11 protein-coding genes are annotated in these 17786 nt (G+C 67.0%); all 11 read right to left on the reverse strand.

The window, feature by feature from the left end:
- Positions 1-215: 215 nt before the first annotated feature.
- The 11 genes from DIZ26_RS19135 to DIZ26_RS19185 all read right to left on the reverse strand — a co-directional run bounded on the left by DIZ26_RS19135 (position 216) and on the right by DIZ26_RS19185 (position 17785).
- The gene (locus DIZ26_RS19135) at positions 216-1484 is read right to left on the reverse strand and encodes a nuclear transport factor 2 family protein (RefSeq protein ID WP_112243233.1); all 1269 of its coding nucleotides are present in this window, start codon (positions 1482-1484) and stop codon (positions 216-218) included.
- Between the two features lie 318 nt (positions 1485-1802).
- The gene (locus tag DIZ26_RS19140) at positions 1803-5663 is read right to left on the reverse strand and encodes a DNA-directed RNA polymerase subunit beta' (protein WP_112243235.1); all 3861 of its coding nucleotides are present in this window, start codon (positions 5661-5663) and stop codon (positions 1803-1805) included.
- A 68-nt stretch (positions 5664-5731) separates the two neighbouring features.
- The gene (rpoB, locus tag DIZ26_RS19145; RefSeq protein WP_112243237.1) at positions 5732-9214 is read right to left on the reverse strand and encodes a DNA-directed RNA polymerase subunit beta; all 3483 of its coding nucleotides are present in this window, start codon (positions 9212-9214) and stop codon (positions 5732-5734) included.
- 262 nt (positions 9215-9476) lie between these two features.
- Positions 9477-10232, reverse strand: coding sequence for a hypothetical protein (locus DIZ26_RS19150; protein ID WP_112243239.1), 756 nt, complete (start codon positions 10230-10232; stop codon positions 9477-9479).
- Positions 10232-10732, reverse strand: a complete 501-nt coding sequence (locus DIZ26_RS19155; protein WP_112243241.1) for a hypothetical protein — start codon at positions 10730-10732, stop codon at positions 10232-10234. The genes DIZ26_RS19150 and DIZ26_RS19155 overlap by 1 nt, the downstream gene beginning before the upstream one ends.
- A complete protein-coding gene (locus DIZ26_RS19160; RefSeq protein ID WP_112243243.1) occupies positions 10729-12018 on the reverse strand; it encodes an MCE family protein in 1290 nt (429 codons plus the stop codon). The genes DIZ26_RS19155 and DIZ26_RS19160 overlap by 4 nt, the downstream gene beginning before the upstream one ends.
- The gene (locus tag DIZ26_RS19165) at positions 12015-13250 is read right to left on the reverse strand and encodes an MCE family protein (RefSeq protein ID WP_112243245.1); all 1236 of its coding nucleotides are present in this window, start codon (positions 13248-13250) and stop codon (positions 12015-12017) included. The genes DIZ26_RS19160 and DIZ26_RS19165 overlap by 4 nt, the downstream gene beginning before the upstream one ends.
- Entirely contained in the window at positions 13247-14437 is a 1191-nt protein-coding gene (locus DIZ26_RS19170) for an MCE family protein (protein WP_112243247.1), read from the reverse strand. Before DIZ26_RS19170 ends, DIZ26_RS19165 begins: the two co-directional genes overlap by 4 nt.
- Entirely contained in the window at positions 14434-15444 is a 1011-nt protein-coding gene (locus DIZ26_RS19175; RefSeq protein WP_112243249.1) for an MCE family protein, read from the reverse strand. The genes DIZ26_RS19170 and DIZ26_RS19175 overlap by 4 nt, the downstream gene beginning before the upstream one ends.
- Positions 15441-16472 carry an MCE family protein gene (locus DIZ26_RS19180; RefSeq protein WP_112243251.1) on the reverse strand — a complete coding sequence of 344 codons (1032 nt, stop codon included), beginning with the start codon at positions 16470-16472 and terminating at the stop codon, positions 15441-15443. Before DIZ26_RS19180 ends, DIZ26_RS19175 begins: the two co-directional genes overlap by 4 nt.
- Entirely contained in the window at positions 16469-17785 is a 1317-nt protein-coding gene (locus tag DIZ26_RS19185) for an MCE family protein (protein ID WP_112243253.1), read from the reverse strand. Before DIZ26_RS19185 ends, DIZ26_RS19180 begins: the two co-directional genes overlap by 4 nt.
- Position 17786 lies beyond the last annotated feature (1 nt).

Genomic DNA, 17786 nt, shown 5'->3' on the forward strand with positions numbered 1-17786 from the left:
CGGCCCAGGATGACCCGGGCACGATCGTTAAGACTAGCGGCTGCCTCATGCACGGTCAAAACAGAAGGCCGTACGGCGTTGAGGCGCAGCCGCTAGACCAGTTTACAGGGTGTTCGCCGTAACCCTGGCATCGGCGGCTCGCGCGGCGCATTTCCCGCCTGAACACGACTGTTGCCCCGGCCGATCTGCGCGCCGGGGCAACAATCCGCGACGTGTCAGCCGAGGATGCGGACCTCGGTGATGAGCCCTTCCTGGACACGGTAGAAGCTGATCGTCGGCACCGGGCCCTGGTCGGGGTCGTGGACGATCGCCTGGTCGACGACCCACTCCCCCTGGGTCATCCGGTGGACCAGCTCGGTCTTGCACTGGCCGGCCTCGAACCGGGGCCGGTAGTACTCCCGCAGCGACCGGCGACCACGGAGTACGGAACCGTCGGCCGTCTGGAGCTGCGCGGTGGGTGAGTACATCGCCAGAAACGCTTCCAGATCATGCGCTTCGTACGCCGAGTGCTCGCGCCCGACAACACGGGCTGCCGGAGTATCCGCCTGCGGCGGGCTCACTTTCAGCTCCTCCGTCGCCGACGACTTGGGCTCCTTCGTCGCCCGAACGGCGGAAGATCCAGCCGCCGGCTCCGCGGAGTCGGTGGAGGCAACCGTTCGTCCGGTGCGTGGAGTTGTCGCGGCGACGGCGGTCCGCGCAGGTGTGGCAGCGGGGATGGTGACGGCTGGGGTGGGGGTCGGGATGGGGAGTTGGCCGGTGGGGTCTTCGCCCAGGTGGGCGATGGCCCAGTCGAGGGCCTTGGTCACCGCGGCGCGGGATTCGTCGGTGTGGTCGAGCATGTCGAAGCCGTGTTGCCCTTTCGGTACGTCGATGATGTCCAGCGCGGCGCCACCGGCGGAGACGAACTCCGCCACCGGACCAGCGAGCTCGTCGCGCTCGCGGCCGACCCTCGTCAGCAGCACCGGCACATTCTTGTCTTTGCCGATGACCTCGGCGGCGGAGACCAGTTCGTCGACACCGGGCGGGGTGGCGAGGCGGGGATAGCTCAAAGCGATGCCACGCAGCCAGTCGGGGCGGCTGTCCAGCCACTCCCCTGCCAGCAGGCCGGCACCGGAGAAGAACCAGAGCAGCACGCGCTCCGGGTCCACCTGGGGATCGGCCCGCAGCAGGCCGACAGCGGCCTCCACGTCGTCGGCAGCGGCGCTCAGCTGGTCGAGTCCACGAATGAGGCTGTGGTCGACCACGACGGCCACCAGGCCGCGCTGAGCGATCGCCGTCGCATAGCCCTGGTACACCGGCCAGTCGCGCGGCGAGGCGGTCAGGTCGGTGGGCCCTGGACCCCCGTGGATCAACAGGATCGCGCCCGTCCGCGCCGTACTCGCGGGACGGTAGAAGTCCAGCTCGCCGACGCGGTCGACGCGCTGTCCCGCCACCTCCTCGACGTCCAGTACGAACGGTCGCAGGTAGGGCGCGAGATCCGGCATGTGCGGCCTACTTTCTCAGTATTTCAAGCCATTCTCGCGCATCCCGCCGACACTTCCACGCCGACCCCTCGCGACACTCTGCAGCCACCCGACCACCCTCGGCGTGTCACACCTGCCCCGTGCGTCACAACCCCAGCAGGGCAGGCGATCCGGGCCCACCCGCCGAATTTGCCCTAGGCAACAACCATTCCGATCGCCGGCGACACGCGTCCGCGCCGGCTGGTTACCGGAGTGGGCAGGCGAGGCCTGCCGGGGTGGGAAAAGCCGCGAGGGCGGCACCCTGCCGGGTGCCGCCCTCGGGCGTAGTACGGACCGCGCTCAGTTCTGGTAGGAACCGAGGTCGAAGTCGTCCAGCGGGACCGACTGACCGGTGGACGGGCCGAAGTCGTAGTCGTACGACTCGTAGCCGACCATCGAGTACATCGCGGCCTTCGCCTCCTCGGTGGGCTCCACCCGGATGTTGCGGTAACGGTCCATGCCGGTACCCGCCGGGATCAGCTTTCCGATGATGACGTTCTCCTTCAGACCGACCAGCGAGTCGGACTTGCCGTGGATCGCGGCCTCGGTCAGGACCCGGGTCGTCTCCTGGAAGGAGGCGGCCGACAGCCACGACTCGGTCGCGAGCGACGCCTTGGTGATACCCATCAGCACCGGGCGACCGGAGGCCGGCGTACCGCCCTCGGCCACCACCCGGCGGTTCTCCGCCTCGAACATCAGGCGGTCCGCCAGCTCGCCCGGCAGCAGGTTCGCCTCGCCGGACTCGATCACCGTGACCCGGCGCAGCATCTGCCGGACGATGATCTCGATGTGCTTGTCGTGGATGGCCACACCCTGCGACCGGTACACCTCCTGGACCTCGTCCACCAGGTGCTCCTGCGCCTTGCGCACACCCAGGATCCGCAGTACCTCCTGCGGGTCCGGCGTACCCTGCGTCAGCTGCTGACCGACCTCGACGTGCTGACCCTCTTCGATCAGCAGGCGGCCACGCTTCGACACCGGGTAGGCGACCTCCTCGGAACCGTCGTCCGGGGTGAGCACCAGCTTCCGGGTCTTGTCGGTGTCCTCGATCGAGATCCGGCCCGCGGCCTCGGCGATCGGCGCCTTGCCCTTGGGCTGGCGAGCCTCGAAGAGCTCGACCACACGCGGCAGACCGTGGGTGATGTCATCACCCGCGACACCACCGGTGTGGAAGGTACGCATGGTCAGCTGCGTACCCGGCTCACCGATGGACTGCGCCGCGATGATGCCGACGGCCTCACCGATGTCGACCGGCTTACCGGTCGCCAGCGAACGGCCGTAGCACTTGGCGCAGGTACCGGTCTTGGCGTCACAGGTCAGCACGGAGCGGACCTTGACGGTCTCGATCCCGGCCTCGACCAGGGCGGCGATGGACACGTCGCCCAGGTCGCTGCCCGCGGTCAGCACCACGTTGCCCTTGGCGTCGGACACGTCGGTCGCCAGAGTCCGCGCGTACGCGCTGGTCTCCACGTTCTCGGCGTGCACGACCTTGCCGTCCGGACCCTGCTGGCCGATCTGCTTGGGCAGACCGCGCTCGGTGCCGCAGTCCTCCTCGCGGATGATGACGTCCTGCGAGACGTCCACCAGACGACGGGTCAGGTACCCGGAGTCGGCGGTCCGCAGCGCGGTGTCGGCAAGACCCTTACGAGCACCGTGGGTGGCGATGAAGTACTCGACCACCGACAGGCCCTCACGGAAGTTGGCCTTGATCGGACGGGCGATGATCTCGCCCTTCGGGTTGGCCACCAGGCCACGCATACCGGCGATCTGCCGGATCTGCATCATGTTGCCTCGGGCACCCGAGTGGACCATCATCCAGATCGGGTTGGCCTTCTCGAAGTTCTCCTCCATGGCCTTACCGACCTCGGCGTTCGCCCCGGTCCAGATCTCGATCAGTTCCTGCCGCCGCTCGGACGCGGTGATCAGACCACGCTCGAACTGCTTCTGGACCTTCTCGGCCTGCGACTCGTAGCGAGCCATGATCTCGGGCTTGCTCGGCGGCGTGCTGAAGTCGTCGATCGACACCGTGACACCCGAACGGGTGGCCCAGCGGAAACCGAGGTCCTTCAGCGCGTCCAGGCAGTTCGCCACCTGGACCTTGGAGTAGCGCTCGGCCAGGTCGTTGACGATCGAGCCCAGCTGCTTCTTGCCGACCTCGGCGTCCACGAAGGTGTAGTCGCTCGGCAGCGCCTCGTTGAACAGGGCGCGACCCAGCGTCGTCTCCAGCGAGAACCCGCCGTCCGGCCGCTCGGTCGACCCGGCCGGCGCGCCGGCTTCGGTCAGCCGCAGCGTGATCTTCGCCTGCAGGGACAGTTCCTTGCGGTCGAAGGCCATCAGCGCCTCGGCCAGCGAGCTGAAGGCGCGGCCCTCACCGAGAGCACCTTCCTTCAGCATCGTCAGGAAGTAGATGCCGATGATCATGTCCTGGGTCGGCATCGTGACCGGACGGCCGTCAGCAGGCTTCAGGATGTTGTTCGTCGACAGCATCAGGATCCGGGCCTCGGCCTGCGCCTCGGCCGACAGCGGCAGGTGCACCGCCATCTGGTCACCGTCGAAGTCCGCGTTGAACGCGGAGCAGACGAGCGGGTGGATCTGGATCGCCTTGCCCTCGATCAGCTGCGGCTCGAACGCCTGGATGCCCAGCCGGTGCAGGGTTGGTGCACGGTTGAGCAGGACCGGGTGCTCGGTGATGACCTCTTCCAGCACGTCCCAGACCTGGGCGCGCTGACGCTCGACCATCCGCTTGGCGGACTTGATGTTCTGCGCGTGGTTGAGGTCGACCAGCCGCTTCATCACGAACGGCTTGAACAGCTCCAGCGCCATCGCCTTCGGCAGACCGCACTGGTGCAGCTTGAGCTGCGGGCCGACCACGATGACCGAACGGCCGGAGTAGTCGACGCGCTTGCCGAGCAGGTTCTGACGGAACCGGCCCTGCTTGCCCTTGAGCATGTCGGACAGCGACTTCAGCGGCCGGTTGCCCGGGCCGGTGACCGGACGCCCACGGCGGCCGTTGTCGAACAGTGCGTCGACGGCCTCCTGCAGCATCCGCTTCTCGTTGTTGACGATGATCTCGGGCGCGCCCAGGTCGAGCAGCCGCTTGAGCCGGTTGTTCCGGTTGATCACCCGGCGGTACAGGTCGTTCAGGTCGGAGGTGGCGAACCGGCCACCGTCGAGCTGGACCATCGGCCGCAGGTCCGGCGGGATCACCGGAACGCAGTCGAGCACCATGCCCATCGGGCTGTTGTTGGTGGCCAGGAACGCGGTGACGACCTTGAGCCGCTTCAGGGCGCGGGTCTTGCGCTGGCCCTTACCGGTCTTGATCGTCTCGCGCAGGCTGTCCGCCTCGGCCTTGAGGTCGAAGGTCTCCAGGCGCCGCTGGATCGCGGCAGCGCCCATCGCGCCCTCGAAGTACTTGCCGAACCGCTCCTTCATGGCGCGGTACAGGATCTCGTCGCCCTCCAGGTCCTGGACCTTGAGGTTCTTGAACCGGCTCCAGACCTCGTCGAGGCGGTCGATCTCGCGCTGCGCACGGTCGCGCAGCTGCTTGACCTCACGCTCGGCGCCTTCCTTCACCTTGCGGCGAACGTCGGCCTTCGCGCCCTCGGCCTCGAGCTGGGCGAGGTCCTCCTCGAGCTTCTTCATCCGGGTCTCGATGTCGTTGTCGCGCCGGCCCTCGAGCTGCTTGCGCTCGACATCGGTCCGGCCCTCCAACGACGAGAGGTCGCGGTGGCGAGCCTCTTCGTCGACGTCGGTGATCATGTACGCCGCGAAGTAGATGACCTTCTCGAGGTCCTTCGGGGCGAGGTCGAGCAGGTAGCCGAGTCGCGACGGGACACCCTTGAAGTACCAGATGTGGGTGACCGGCGCGGCCAGCTCGATGTGGCCCATCCGCTCGCGGCGCACCTTGGAGCGGGTGACCTCGACGCCACACCGCTCGCAGATGATGCCCTTGAAGCGAACGCGCTTGTACTTACCGCAGTAGCACTCCCAGTCCCGGGTGGGACCGAAGATCTTCTCGCAGAACAGACCGTCACGCTCGGGCTTGAGCGTCCGGTAGTTGATCGTCTCGGGCTTCTTGACCTCGCCGTGCGACCACTGGCGGATCTCATCCGCAGTCGCCAGGCCGATCCGAAGCTCGTCGAAGAAGTTCACGTCGAGCACGATGTGTTATCTCCCGATTGTAAAGATGGTCTGAGTGAGTTGGCTGTTGATCTCAAGCGGCAACCCGCTCAGACCTCCTCGACGCTGTTCGGCTCACGCCGGGACAGGTCGATTCCCAGTTCTTCCGCAGCGCGGAAGACGTCCTCTTCGCTGTCGCGCATCTCGACCCGGCTTCCGTCGGACGAGAGGACCTCGACATTCAGACACAGGGACTGCATTTCCTTGACCAGAACCTTGAAGGACTCCGGGATACCCGGCTCCGGGATGTTCTCGCCCTTGACGATCGCTTCGTAGACCTTGACGCGACCGACCACATCGTCCGACTTGATCGTCAGCAACTCCTGCAGCGCGAAGGCGGCACCGTAGGCCTCCAGGGCCCACACCTCCATCTCGCCGAACCGCTGACCACCGAACTGCGCCTTACCACCCAGCGGCTGCTGCGTGATCATCGAGTACGGACCGGTCGAGCGGGCGTGGATCTTGTCGTCCACCAGGTGGTGCAGCTTCAGCATGTACATGTAGCCGACGCCGACCGGCTGCGGGAAAGGCTCACCCGAGCGGCCGTCGAACAGGTTGGCCTTGCCGGTGCTGTCGACCATCCGGTCGCCGTCGCGGTTCGGCAGGGTCGAGCCGAGCAGTCCGGTGACCTCTTCCTCCCGCGCGCCGTCGAAGACCGGGGTGGCGACGTTCGTGAACGGGGCGGCTTCGCCGGCACCGATCTTGATCAGTCGCTGGGCCCACTCTTCGGTGCTGTCCGGGTCGACCTTCCAGCCGCGGCTGGCCACCCAGCCGAGGTGCGTCTCGAGCACCTGGCCGACGTTCATCCGGCCGGGCACGCCCAGCGGGTTCAAGATGATGTCGACCTGGGTGCCGTCCTCCATGAACGGCATGTCCTCGACCGGCAGGATCTTCGAGATGACGCCCTTGTTGCCGTGGCGTCCGGCGAGCTTGTCACCGACGGAGATCTTGCGCTTCTGCGCGACGTACACGCGGACCAGCTGGTTCACGCCCGGCGGCAGCTCGTCGCCGTTGTCGCGGTCGAAGACGCGGACCCCGATGACGGTTCCGTTCTCACCGTGCGGCACCTTCAGCGAGGTGTCGCGGACCTCACGGGCCTTCTCACCGAAGATCGCCCGGAGCAGCCGCTCCTCCGGGGTCAGCTCGGTCTCACCCTTGGGCGTGACCTTGCCGACCAGGATGTCACCGGTGGTGACCTCCGCGCCGATCCGGATGATGCCGCGCTCGTCCAGGTCGGCCAGCATCTCGTCGGAGACGTTCGGGATGTCCCGGGTGATCTCCTCCGGACCGAGCTTGGTGTCGCGGGCGTCGACCTCGTGCTCCTCGATGTGGATCGAGGTGAGCAGGTCCTGCTGGACGACGCGCTGGCTGAGGATGATCGCGTCCTCGTAGTTGTGCCCTTCCCACGGCATGAACGCCACGAGCAGGTTCCGGCCGAGGGCCATCTCGCCCTCGTCGGTGCACGGACCGTCCGCCAGCGGCGTACCGACCTCGACCCGCTGACCGGCGTCGACCAGCGGACGCTGGTTGATGCAGGTGCCCTGGTTCGAGCGGCGGAACTTGGCCAGCCGGTAGGTCTGGTAGGTGCCGTCGTCGGCGGCGACCTCGATCAGGTCGGCCGAGACCTCCTTGATCACACCGCCCTTCTCCGACACCAGCACGTCACCGGCGTCGACCGCACCGCGGAACTCCATGCCGGTACCGACCAGGGGGGCGTCCGCGGTGATCAGCGGAACGGCCTGGCGCTGCATGTTGGAGCCCATCAGGGCGCGGTTGGCGTCGTCGTGCTCGAGGAACGGGATCATCGCGGTCGCGACCGACACCATCTGGCGCGGGCTCACGTCCATGTAGTCCACGTCGTCGACCAGCACGAGCTCGACCTCACCGTGGCGCCGGCGGACCAGCACCCGGTCCTCGGCGAACACGTTGTCCGGGGTCAGCGCCGCGTTGGCCTGCGCGATGACGAACCGGTCCTCCTCGTCCGCGGTCAGGTAGTCGACCTGGTCGGTGACCCGGCCGTCGACGACCTTGCGGTACGGCGTCTCGACGAAGCCGAACGGGTTCACCCGGCCGTACGTCGCGAGCGAGCCGATCAGACCGATGTTCGGGCCTTCCGGGGTCTCGATCGGGCACATCCGGCCGTAGTGGGACGGGTGCACGTCGCGGACCTCGAAGCCGGCCCGCTCGCGGCTCAGACCACCCGGGCCAAGGGCCGACAGGCGGCGCTTGTGGGTGAGTCCCGCGATCGGGTTGGTCTGGTCCATGAACTGCGACAGCTGGGAGGTGCCGAAGAACTCCTTCAGCGCCGCCACCACCGGACGGATGTTGATCAGGGTCTGCGGCGTGATCGCCTCGACGTCCTGGGTCGTCATCCGCTCCCGGACCACGCGCTCCATCCGGGCCAGGCCGGTGCGCAGCTGGTTCTGGATCAGTTCACCGACGGTACGCAGCCGGCGGTTGCCGAAGTGGTCGATGTCGTCCTCTTCGACGACGATCTCGCCCTGCGGCGCGGCCAGCTCGGTCTTGCCCTCGTGCAGCGCGACCAGGTACTTGATCGTCGCGACGATGTCGTTGATCGTCAGGACGGCCGTGTCGTGCGCCTCGTCGCGGCCCAGCTTCTTGTTGATCTTGTAGCGACCGACCTTGGCCAGGTCGTAGCGCTTGCCGTTGAAGTAGTAGTTGTCCAGCAACGCCTGGGCAGCCTCGCGCGTCGGCGGTTCGCCGGGGCGCAGCTTGCGGTAGATGTCGAGCAGCGCGTCGTCCTGCCCGGAGGTGTGGTCCTTCTCCAGGGTGAGCCGGATCGACTCGTACTCGCCGAACTCCTCGAGAATCTGCGCGTCGGTCCAGCCGAGCGCCTTGAGCAGCACGGTGACGTTCTGCTTGCGCTTGCGGTCCAGCCGCACGCCCACCATGTCGCGCTTGTCGACCTCGAACTCCAGCCACGCACCGCGCGACGGGATGATCTTGGCGGTGAAGATGTCCTTGTCCGACGTCTTGTCCGGCGTGCGCTCGAAGTACACACCGGGCGAGCGGACCAGCTGGGACACGACGACACGCTCGGTGCCGTTGATCACGAACGTGCCCTTGCGCGTCATCAACGGGAAGTCACCCATGAAGACGGTCTGGCTCTTGATCTCGCCGGTCTCGTTGTTCATGAACTCGGCGGTGACGAACAGCGGCGCCGAATAGGTGACGTCACGTTCCTTGCACTCGTCGACCGTGTTCTTCGGGGGCTCGAACCGGTGATCGCGGAACGACAGCGACATGGTGCCGCTGAAGTCCTCGATCGGGGAGATCTCTTCGAAGATCTCCTCCAGGCCGGACGGGGAGGAGAGGTCGGTTCGACCCTCCGCCTCGGCGGCGGCCACCCGGGCCTGCCAGGTTTCGTTCCCGACCAGCCAGTCGAAACTGTCCACCTGCAGCGCAAGCAGATCCGGAACCTCGAGAGGCTCGGAGATCTTTGCGAAGGAGATGCGGCGGGAGCCGGAAACGTCGGTAATACTGTCGGACTGGGGGTTGCGCGAGGCGACCAAGGGGCGTCCTTCCACGGGCTCGCAGAAATCACTTCGGTGCTGGGAGCGCACGCCGAACCGCCCTAGTCAAGTTTTGGCCCGAGCCAGGGTGGGGTTAAAGGCAGCGCAAAGCAATAGGCTACCCGATCAGGGCAAGCCTGTCCAATGGGGTCCGATACTATGCCTTCGGACCACCCACTCCGTCAAGGATCGACCCGGGTTCTCCAGCGGGTAGATCCACCCGCGAGCCGCCCGGCACGACCTCTCCGGAGTCAGCAAGAGACTACAGTCCGGCGATCTCCTGGACCAGCCATTGGTGCCCGTTTCGGACCATCGTGAATCGGGTCCGGTTCAGGTCCACCCGGGGCTTACCCTGCGTGATCGTGCTGGTGGTGGTCTGGTTCACGAAGATCACCAGCGTCACCCGGTCGGCGTCCCCGTCGCGTACGCCGACCTCGCGCACCTCGGCCCGCACGGTCGCCTTGGTCTTGGTCGCCAGCTCGCCGGCCACCTTCGCGGTGGCGTCGAACTTGGTCGCGAAATCCGGGGTCATCGTCGCCCGGGCCGCCGCGAAACTCTTGTCCAACGAGCGGTAGTCGTAGCTCAGGGCCACCTCGGCGGCCTTCCGGCCCGCCGCTGCCGCCTGGCCGCGCGCGTCCTCGGCCTGCTTGGCCTTGAGCGCCTTCACCCCGACGATCCCCGCCACGGCGAGCACCAGCACGATCACGACGGCCAGCAGCGCGGACAGCACCGCACCGAGCGGCCGCTTCGCCGTACCGGTCTCTTCGGGGGCTTCGCTGTCACTGACAGTCACCGGCGGTTCGCTGTCGGAGTCGGCGACTACCCCGCTTTCAGGCGTTTCAATCGTGTCGCTTACCACGTCCGAAACGGCCCCTTCCGGAGCTTCCGGCGCGGCGACCTCCGGCGCTTCCGGCGCGAGGTCGTCGACCACGGGGAGCTGCGTGGCGCCCGCAGTACGGGGCTCGCCGGTACGGCGTTGGCCGGCGATGCGGGGGCGGTTCCTCGGACGATCGGTCATCAGCCCACGACCTGGAAGTCGGCGGTCAGCCAGCGGTTCTTCTCCCGGACCATGTCGAGCTTGATCCGGTAGCGGCGCTGGACGCCGTCCTTGGCGGCCGTGTTGGTGACGACCGCGTTCGCGATCACCAGCACCTGGGCCGAGTCCTTGTCGTTCGACACCACCGCTGCCTCCACCACTTCGCCGGTCGAGGTCGCCTGGTTCGTCACCACCTCGGTCTTCACCTGGTTCGCACCGGCCGCGAACTCCTCCTTGAACTGCCCGGTCGAGCCGTCCAGCACGCGCTGCGCGTCCGCGTCCCAGGAGCTGTACTTGTACGTCGTGAAGTCGAGCGTCAACTGCCGCGCGGCCTGCATTGCACTGGTCCGCTCACTGTCGCGAGCGTGCTGACGGCTCAGCGCCACGCCGGACAGGACGGCCGCGCCGAGCGCGACCACCAGCAGGACGCTGAGCGCCCAGGCCAGCATCACCGGACCGCGCCGGGAGGTAGAAGAGATCACTTTCCGCTCACCGGACCGAGGATAAGAGCCTTCCAGGAATCGGCACCCAGCAGGTCCGCCTGACCGCCGGTGGAGCCGAGGACCAGCTCCGGCATCCCGGCGGCGCCACCGGCATCCCCGGTCGCCGGGTCGTAGCCGATGCCGTACCCAGTGCGGTTGAGATTGCGCGACGACGGCGACGGCTTGTTCTGCGAGCCGCGGACGTTGATCCCCGAGCCCGGCGACGCAGTACAGCCGGCCTTGGTGTTCGCGGCCTTGCTGGTGGTGTCCTGCGGAACCCGCCAGTCGGTGCCGCCGTAACCGGCCCGGCAAGCGGGCGGACTGAACCCGAGCACCAGCCCGAAGTGGGCGTCGTAGTGCCCGGTCCCCTCGTCCTTGCCCGGTACGACGTATCCGCCCATCGCCACGGCCGGGTAGACCACCATCAACTGCTCGACCGCGTCGAGCCGGACGGCCGTCATCTCGCTCGTGGTCAGCAGGTTCCCGAGCAGTACGGCGATGTCGCCGCGGTTCTCGGAGATGAGCGCTGTCAGCTGCTCGGAGGCACCCGAGCCCTGGTCGATCACCTTGCGCAGGTTGGCGTCGGAGCTGACCAGCGTGTCCGAGAGCAGCGCCAGGTTCTTCGCCCAGGTCTTGATCGCGTCACCGCTGGCCACCTGGGTCGCGAGCACGGTGTTGCCGTCGTTGATCAGCTTGATCGTCTGCAGGATGTTCGCGTCGGCGTCGTTGATCAGCAGCCCGGAGCTGTCGATGATCTTCTGCAGGTCACTGCCCTTACCCCGCAGCGCGTCGCCGAGCTCCTTGATCGTCGTCTTCAGGCTGTTCTTGTCGACGGAGTTCACCAGCTGGTCGAGGTTGAGCAGCAGCTCGGTGGTGTCGATCGGCAGCGCCGTGTCGGCCCGGGCGATCTCGGAGTGGTCCTGCAGGTACGGCGAACCCTCGCGCCGCGGCTGCAGATCGACGTACTGCTCGCCGATCGCGGACCGGTTCGCCACCACGGCGAGCAGGTCGTTCGGGATCTTCGTCTTGTTGTTGATGTCGAGGTCGACCTCGACGCCGTCCGACAGCAGCTTCAGCTGACCGACCCGGCCGACCGGCTGGCCGCGGTACGTCACCTCGGCACCGGTGAAGATGCCACCGGACTCGGCGAAGCTGGCGCTGACCGTGTAGCTGTCGTCGAAGAACAGCCGGTCGACCTGCGCGTACTTGGCGCCGACGAAGGCGACACCGACGACGGTGATCAGCAGGAACACCATCAGCTGGATCCGGACGCCTCTGGTGATCACTTGGCCACCCCCGGCATCAGGACCTTGGCCAGCTCGGGATCGAAGGCCGGCCGGTTCAGCGTCGGCGTACAGACCGGCAGTCCGAGCAGCGTGATGCAACTGGTCGCCGTCCCGGTCGGCAGCGGCAGCGGGGGAAGTCCACCCGTGCCCTTACCCGTCGGGAACTGCGGCGAGTTGTGCACCGGCAGGCTGAGCCCCACTGTGGGCAGCGTGAGACCCGTGGTGGGCAGGTTGAGGCCGAGCAGGCCCTTGAGCGCCTTCTGGGTGTTCACGTCGAGGGTGATGTTCAGGTTGGTGAAGTCACCCTTGACCGCCTTCGCGGCGCCGTCCGGGAACGGATAGGTGAGCAGCAGCTCGAGCGACTTCGGCAGGTTCTCCCCCGCCTCGGCCAGCTTGGTCAGCACCGGGTAGAGCGACTGAAGGTTGGCGACCAGGTCCTTCTGCGAGGCCGTGATCACCCGGGTGGCCGTGCTGCCCAGTTTGCTCAGTGCCTGCAGCGTCTTGACCAAGGCGGCGCGCTGCTTGTCCAGCGTGGCGATCGACTTCGGCAGCGAGTCGATCGCGGTCGCCAGCGTCGTCTTCTGCGCGTTCAGCTTCTTGGCCAGCGCGTCGACCGCGGTGATCGCGGTGACGATCTTCTGCTTGTTCTGGTCGAGCGTGCCGACGAAGGTGTTCAGCTGGGTGAGCACGCTCTTGATGGCCGGCTCGTTGCCGGTCAGCGCCTTGTTCAGCTCCTGGGTGATGATCTGCAGTTGCGCGACGCCACCACCGTTCAGCAGCAGGGACAGCGCGGACAGCACTTCCTCGACCTCGACGTTGCTGGTGGTCCGCGACAGCGGGATCAGCTCGCCGTTGTCCAGCTTGCCGCGCGGCTTCTCGTCCCCGGTCGGCGGAGCCAGCGAGACGAATTTCTCGCCCAGCAGGCTGGTCTGGCGAATCGTCGCATGCGTGTTGTCCGGCAGGTCGAGGCTCTTCGGCAGCTTGATCTTGACCTTGGCCACATAGCCGTCGAGCCAGACCTTCTGCACGGTGCCAACGGTGACGTCGTCGACCTTCACCGACGACTTGGGCACCAGGTCCAGGACATCGGCGAACTCGACCGTGACCGTGTACGACGGGCCCTTGATCTTGGCGCCACCCGGCAACGGCAGCGAGTAGACGCTGAAGTCGCAGCCGGTCAGCAGGGTCGCCATCGCGACCACGCCCGCCACTACCGCAGTACGGCGCCTCATCGCGAGCCTCCCGGGACCAGGCCGCCGAGGGTCTCGTCGACGTTGTCCGGGCTCGGCAGCTTCTTCGGTGGCGGTGGCGCCCACGGCGTACCGGCCGGGCCGCCGGAGCCGGTGATCGAGCCGAGCAGTGGCAGCTTCGGCAGCAGGTCGATGATCCCCTTCAAGGCCGAGCAGGTGGACAGCGGCTGGTTCGCCTGGAGCAGGATCGAGCAGATGAAGGAGGCCGGGTCGTCCAACTGGGCCAGATTGATCCGCTGGTCCAGGGTGCCGAACTGCGGGTTGTAGACGCGGGCCAGGTTGCCCAGGCCGAGCGGCGCGGTGTCGATGATCTCGGCCAGCGCCGCCTTCTCCTTGACCAGGATCTGGGAGATGTCGGTGGCACCGGAGATCGTGGTCTTGAGCAACGCCCGGTTGTCCTTCACGAACGAAGCGACCTCGCCGAGCGCCGTCGCCAGGGTGGACAGCGCCGCGCCGAGGTCCTTGCGCTCACCGGCCAGCGTGGTCGAGGTGGCGGCGAAGTTGGTGTTGAACTGCTTCACCAGGGTGTCGTTCGCGGCCAGCGCGGAGACGAAGGTCTGCAACTGCCGGACCGTGCTGAACAGGCTCTTGGAGTTCCCGGCCAGCGTCTGGGTCAGCGTCGAGACGTCGGTGATGGTCTGGTTCAGCTTGGCGCCCTGGCCGTTCAGGTTCGCCGCGGAGACGTCGAGCAGGCGCGACAGCGCGCCCTGGTCGTTGGCGCCCTTCGGCCCGAGCGCGACGGACAGGTCGTTCAGGCTCTGGTAGATCTGGTCCAGTTCCAGCGGTACGGCGGTGCGCTCCAGCGGGATCTGCGCGCCGTCGGCCATCACCGCGCCTTTGGAGTACGCCGGAGTCAGCTGGATGTAGCGGTCGGCAACGATCGACGGTGACGCGATCACGGCCTTCGCGTCGGCCGGGACCTTGTGCTTGGCCTCCCACCAGAACTTCACCCGGACCGAACGGCCGGCCGGGGTGACGCTCTCGACCTCGCCGACCTTGATGCCGAGGATCCGGACGTCGGAGCCCGGGTAGACGCTGACCGCACGTGGGAAGTACGCCGTCGCGCTGACCCGCTTCGGGTGCGGCCAGAGCGCGATCGCGCTGACGGCGACCACCACCAGCACGACGCCCATCGCGACCAGCCGGGAGAAACCGGCGACCTTCGTCATCGGCCACCTCCCAGGATCGGCAGGCCGGGGATGGGCACCTTCGGCAGCGGGATCTCGGGCACGGGCACCAGGTTCTGCACATACGTGTCGAACCACGGCCCGGTGCCGAGCGTGTTCGTGAACACCCGGGCGTACGGCGCGAGTCCTCTGATGCTGGCGTCCAGAGCGTTCTGGTTCTTCAGCAGGATCGCCAGCACGGCGTTGACCTTCTGCAGCGTCGGGGTCAGATCTTTGCGGTTCTCCCGGACCAGCGCGGTCACCTGGGCGGCAAGCTTCTGCGTCGAGACCAGCAACTCGTGGATCAGCGCCCGCCGGGCCTGGACCGCCTGGAACACCGTGTTGCCGTCCTTCAGCAACTTGATCAGCTGCTGGTTGCGGTCGGCAAGGATCTTCGTGACGACGTCGGAGTGCTGCAGCAGCTTCTTCAGGTCCTCATCGCGCTTGGCGACGTTGCGGGACAACCGGGACAGCCCGTCCAGCGAGGCACGGACCTCCTCAGGAGTGTTCTTGAAGGTCGCGGACAACGTGTCGAGCGCCTTGGCGAGCTGGGCGGTGTCGATCCGCTCGGTGGTGTTGGCGAGGTCGGTGAACGCGTCGACCACGTCGTACGCCGAGATGGTCCGGGCCAGCGGGATCTCGGTGCCCTCCTTGAGCTGGCCGTCGCCCGCGGGGTTGAGCTTGAGGTACTTCTGGCCGAGCAGGGTCTTGATCTTCATCTCGGCACCGGTCTGGTCGCCGAGCTTGACGCCCTTGTCCACCACGAAGTCGACCCGGACGTGGGTGCCTTCGAGTTCGACCTTGCGGACCTGCCCGACCCGGACGCCGGCGACCCGGATCTCGTCGTTCGGCTTCAGCCCGCCGGCCTCGGAGAACTGCGCGGAGTACTTGGTCCCGCCACCGATCAGCGGCAGGTCCTGCGCCTTGAACGCGGCCAGCATGATCAGCCCGATGATCGTCAGCCCGACCACGCCGATCGTGACCTGGTTCTGTTCGCGGAAGGGCTTCACTTCGCGCACCTCGCCGAGTTGTTGTCGTAGCTCACCGGGATCCGAGTGCCCAGCGGCAGGGTGACGTTGCCGTCGAAGCCGCAGAGGAAGAAGTTGAACCAGGATCCGTACTGCGCGGTCCGCGTCATCGTCTGCAGCTTCTCGGGCATGAACTGCAGCGTCTTCACCCAGATCGCCTGGGTGTCGTCCAGCGTGGTCGACACCGTCCGGAGCCGGTCCAGGTCGGCCTTCAACGGCACCCGGGTCTGCTGCAGGAGGCCGGCCGTCTTGGTGTTCAGCGAGTTGATCGAGCCGAGCGAGCCGAGGATCGGGTTGATGTCCTGGCTCAGCCCGGTGATGAACTGCTGCAGGTTGACGAGCAGCTGGGAGAAGTTCTGCTGCCGCTGCGAGACGATCTGCAGGGTCGAGGTCAGGTTGGTGATCAGGTCGCCGATCACCTGGTCGGAGTCGGCCAGCGTGCTGGTGAGCGAGGCGGTCCGGGCGAGCAGGCTCTCGATCGTGCCGCCCTCGCCCTGCAGCACCTTGATCACCTCGAAGGCGAACTGGTTCACGTCGGCCGGGGTGAGCGCGGTGAACAGCGGCTTGAACCCGTTGAACAGCACCGACAGGTCCAGCGCCGGCGCGGTCCGGTCCTTGTCGATGATCCCGTTCTTCTTCATCCGGGTGCCGCCGCCGACGCCCTCGGTGAGCGCGATGTAGCGGTTGCCGACGAGGTTGCGGTACCGCAGGGTCGCCCGGGTAGTGGTGTCGACCGACTGGTCGGAGTCGACGCTGAAGGTCACCATCGCGTACTTGTCCTGGTAGATCGCGATCTTGTCGACCTGACCGACCCGCACACCCGCGATCCGGATGTCGTCACCCTTGTTCAGCCCGACCACGTCCGTGAACACGGCCCGGTACTTCGTGGTCGCGTTGAAGCTGATGTTGCCGATCGTGACGGCCAGCAAGGCGGTCGCGATCGTCGTGACGACCACGAAGATCCCGAGCCGCACGGTGTCGAACGACGTCTTCTTGTCGAAGAGCTTCATTTCAGGTTCACCTGCCCGCCGCGGACGAGGGGGCCGATCATCAGGGTGGTCAGATCCGGTACGTCGTCGGCCGGCATCCCGAGGACCGGGCCGGCGAAGGAGTCGATCACCTTCTGCTCGGCCGGCGTACCGGCGCCGCCGTTGTCCATCGCGAAGCCGGGGGCCGCCCGGTTCAGCGTCAGGTTCAGCGGGAAGCGGGTGGTCTTGTTGTGGTCGCCGATCACGCCGTCGTCACCGGTCACGTACGGCGCCGGGTTCTCCTGGGTGTACGGCCCGGGCTTCTCGCCCGGCACGCTGTAGTTCCGGCCCACACACGTCGGCCCGCGGTGATCCTTGTACGCCGGCAACTCGTTCGGCTGGTACGGCGTGGGCTGGTTGGTGATCAGCTCCAGGTTGATGTGCAGCGCCCCGTCGCGGAAGGTGTCGTTCAGCACCGGCGCGGTGTCGGTCATCACCTTGAGGAAGCACGGGAACTCCGGTGAGTACCGCTCGAGCAGGTCCAGCACCGGCCGGCTCACCTCGCCGAGGCGGATCACCCGGTCCTCGTTCTCCCGGAGGAACCCGTCGCCGGTCGTCGACAGCGCCTGGACGTCGGTGAAGAACTTCTGCAGCTGCTGCTCCTTCTCCACCACCGTGTTGCCGGTGATGGTCAGGTTGCGCAAGGCCCGGACGAGGTCGGGTGTCACATCGCCGTAGATCTGCGAGACCTGGGTGAGCTTGGTCAGCGCGGCGATCAGGTTCGGCACGTTCGGGTTCAGCTTCTTCAGATACCCGTCGAGCTGGGTGAGGGTCTTGGCGATCTCCGTGCCGCGGCCCTCCAGCGCGGTCGCCAGGGTGTTCAGCGTCGCGTTCAGATCGGCCGGGTCGACCGCCTGCAGCAGCGGCAACGCGTCGTTCAGCACCTTCTCGATCTCGATGCCGACCGCGGTCTTGTCCCGCGAGATCACGTCGCCGGCCCGGATCGCCCGGCCCTCGCTGCCCTGCGGTGGCACCAGCGCGACGTACTTCTCGCCGAACAGCGTCTTCGGCAGGATCCGCGCGCTGACCTGGCTGGAGATCTCGCTGACCTGGTCCGGCTTGAGGGCCAGCTCGACCGTCGCCTCGTCACCGTCGGTGGAGACCTTCTTCACCTCGCCGACGATGATGCCGCGCAGCTTCACGTCCGCGTGCCGGTTCAGCTGCAGGCCGATGTGGCTGGTCTTCAGCTCGACCGTCACCGTGTCGGTGAACACCTTCGCGTAGAAGGCGTAGGTCAGCCAGAGCAGGAAGCAGAGCAACCCGATGAAGGCGGTGCCGAGAACGCGTTTGGTCATG

This window comes from Kribbella monticola (genome assembly GCF_003261635.1).
Classification (GTDB): domain Bacteria; phylum Actinomycetota; class Actinomycetes; order Propionibacteriales; family Kribbellaceae; genus Kribbella; species Kribbella monticola.

What these genes read in the sequence shown, in the direction of transcription:
- DIZ26_RS19165 (WP_112243245.1), bottom strand. Translation starts at nt 13,250, where the DNA reads ATGAGGCGCCGTACTGCGGTAGTGGCGGGCGTGGTCGCGATGGCGACC.
- DIZ26_RS19185 (WP_112243253.1), bottom strand. Translation starts at nt 17,785, where the DNA reads ATGACCAAACGCGTTCTCGGCACCGCCTTCATCGGGTTGCTCTGCTTC.
- DIZ26_RS19170 (WP_112243247.1), bottom strand. Translation starts at nt 14,437, where the DNA reads ATGACGAAGGTCGCCGGTTTCTCCCGGCTGGTCGCGATGGGCGTCGTG.
- DIZ26_RS19135 (WP_112243233.1), bottom strand. Translation starts at nt 1,484, where the DNA reads ATGCCGGATCTCGCGCCCTACCTGCGACCGTTCGTACTGGACGTCGAG.
- DIZ26_RS19150 (WP_112243239.1), bottom strand. Translation starts at nt 10,232, where the DNA reads ATGACCGATCGTCCGAGGAACCGCCCCCGCATCGCCGGCCAACGCCGT.
- DIZ26_RS19180 (WP_112243251.1), bottom strand. Translation starts at nt 16,472, where the DNA reads ATGAAGCTCTTCGACAAGAAGACGTCGTTCGACACCGTGCGGCTCGGG.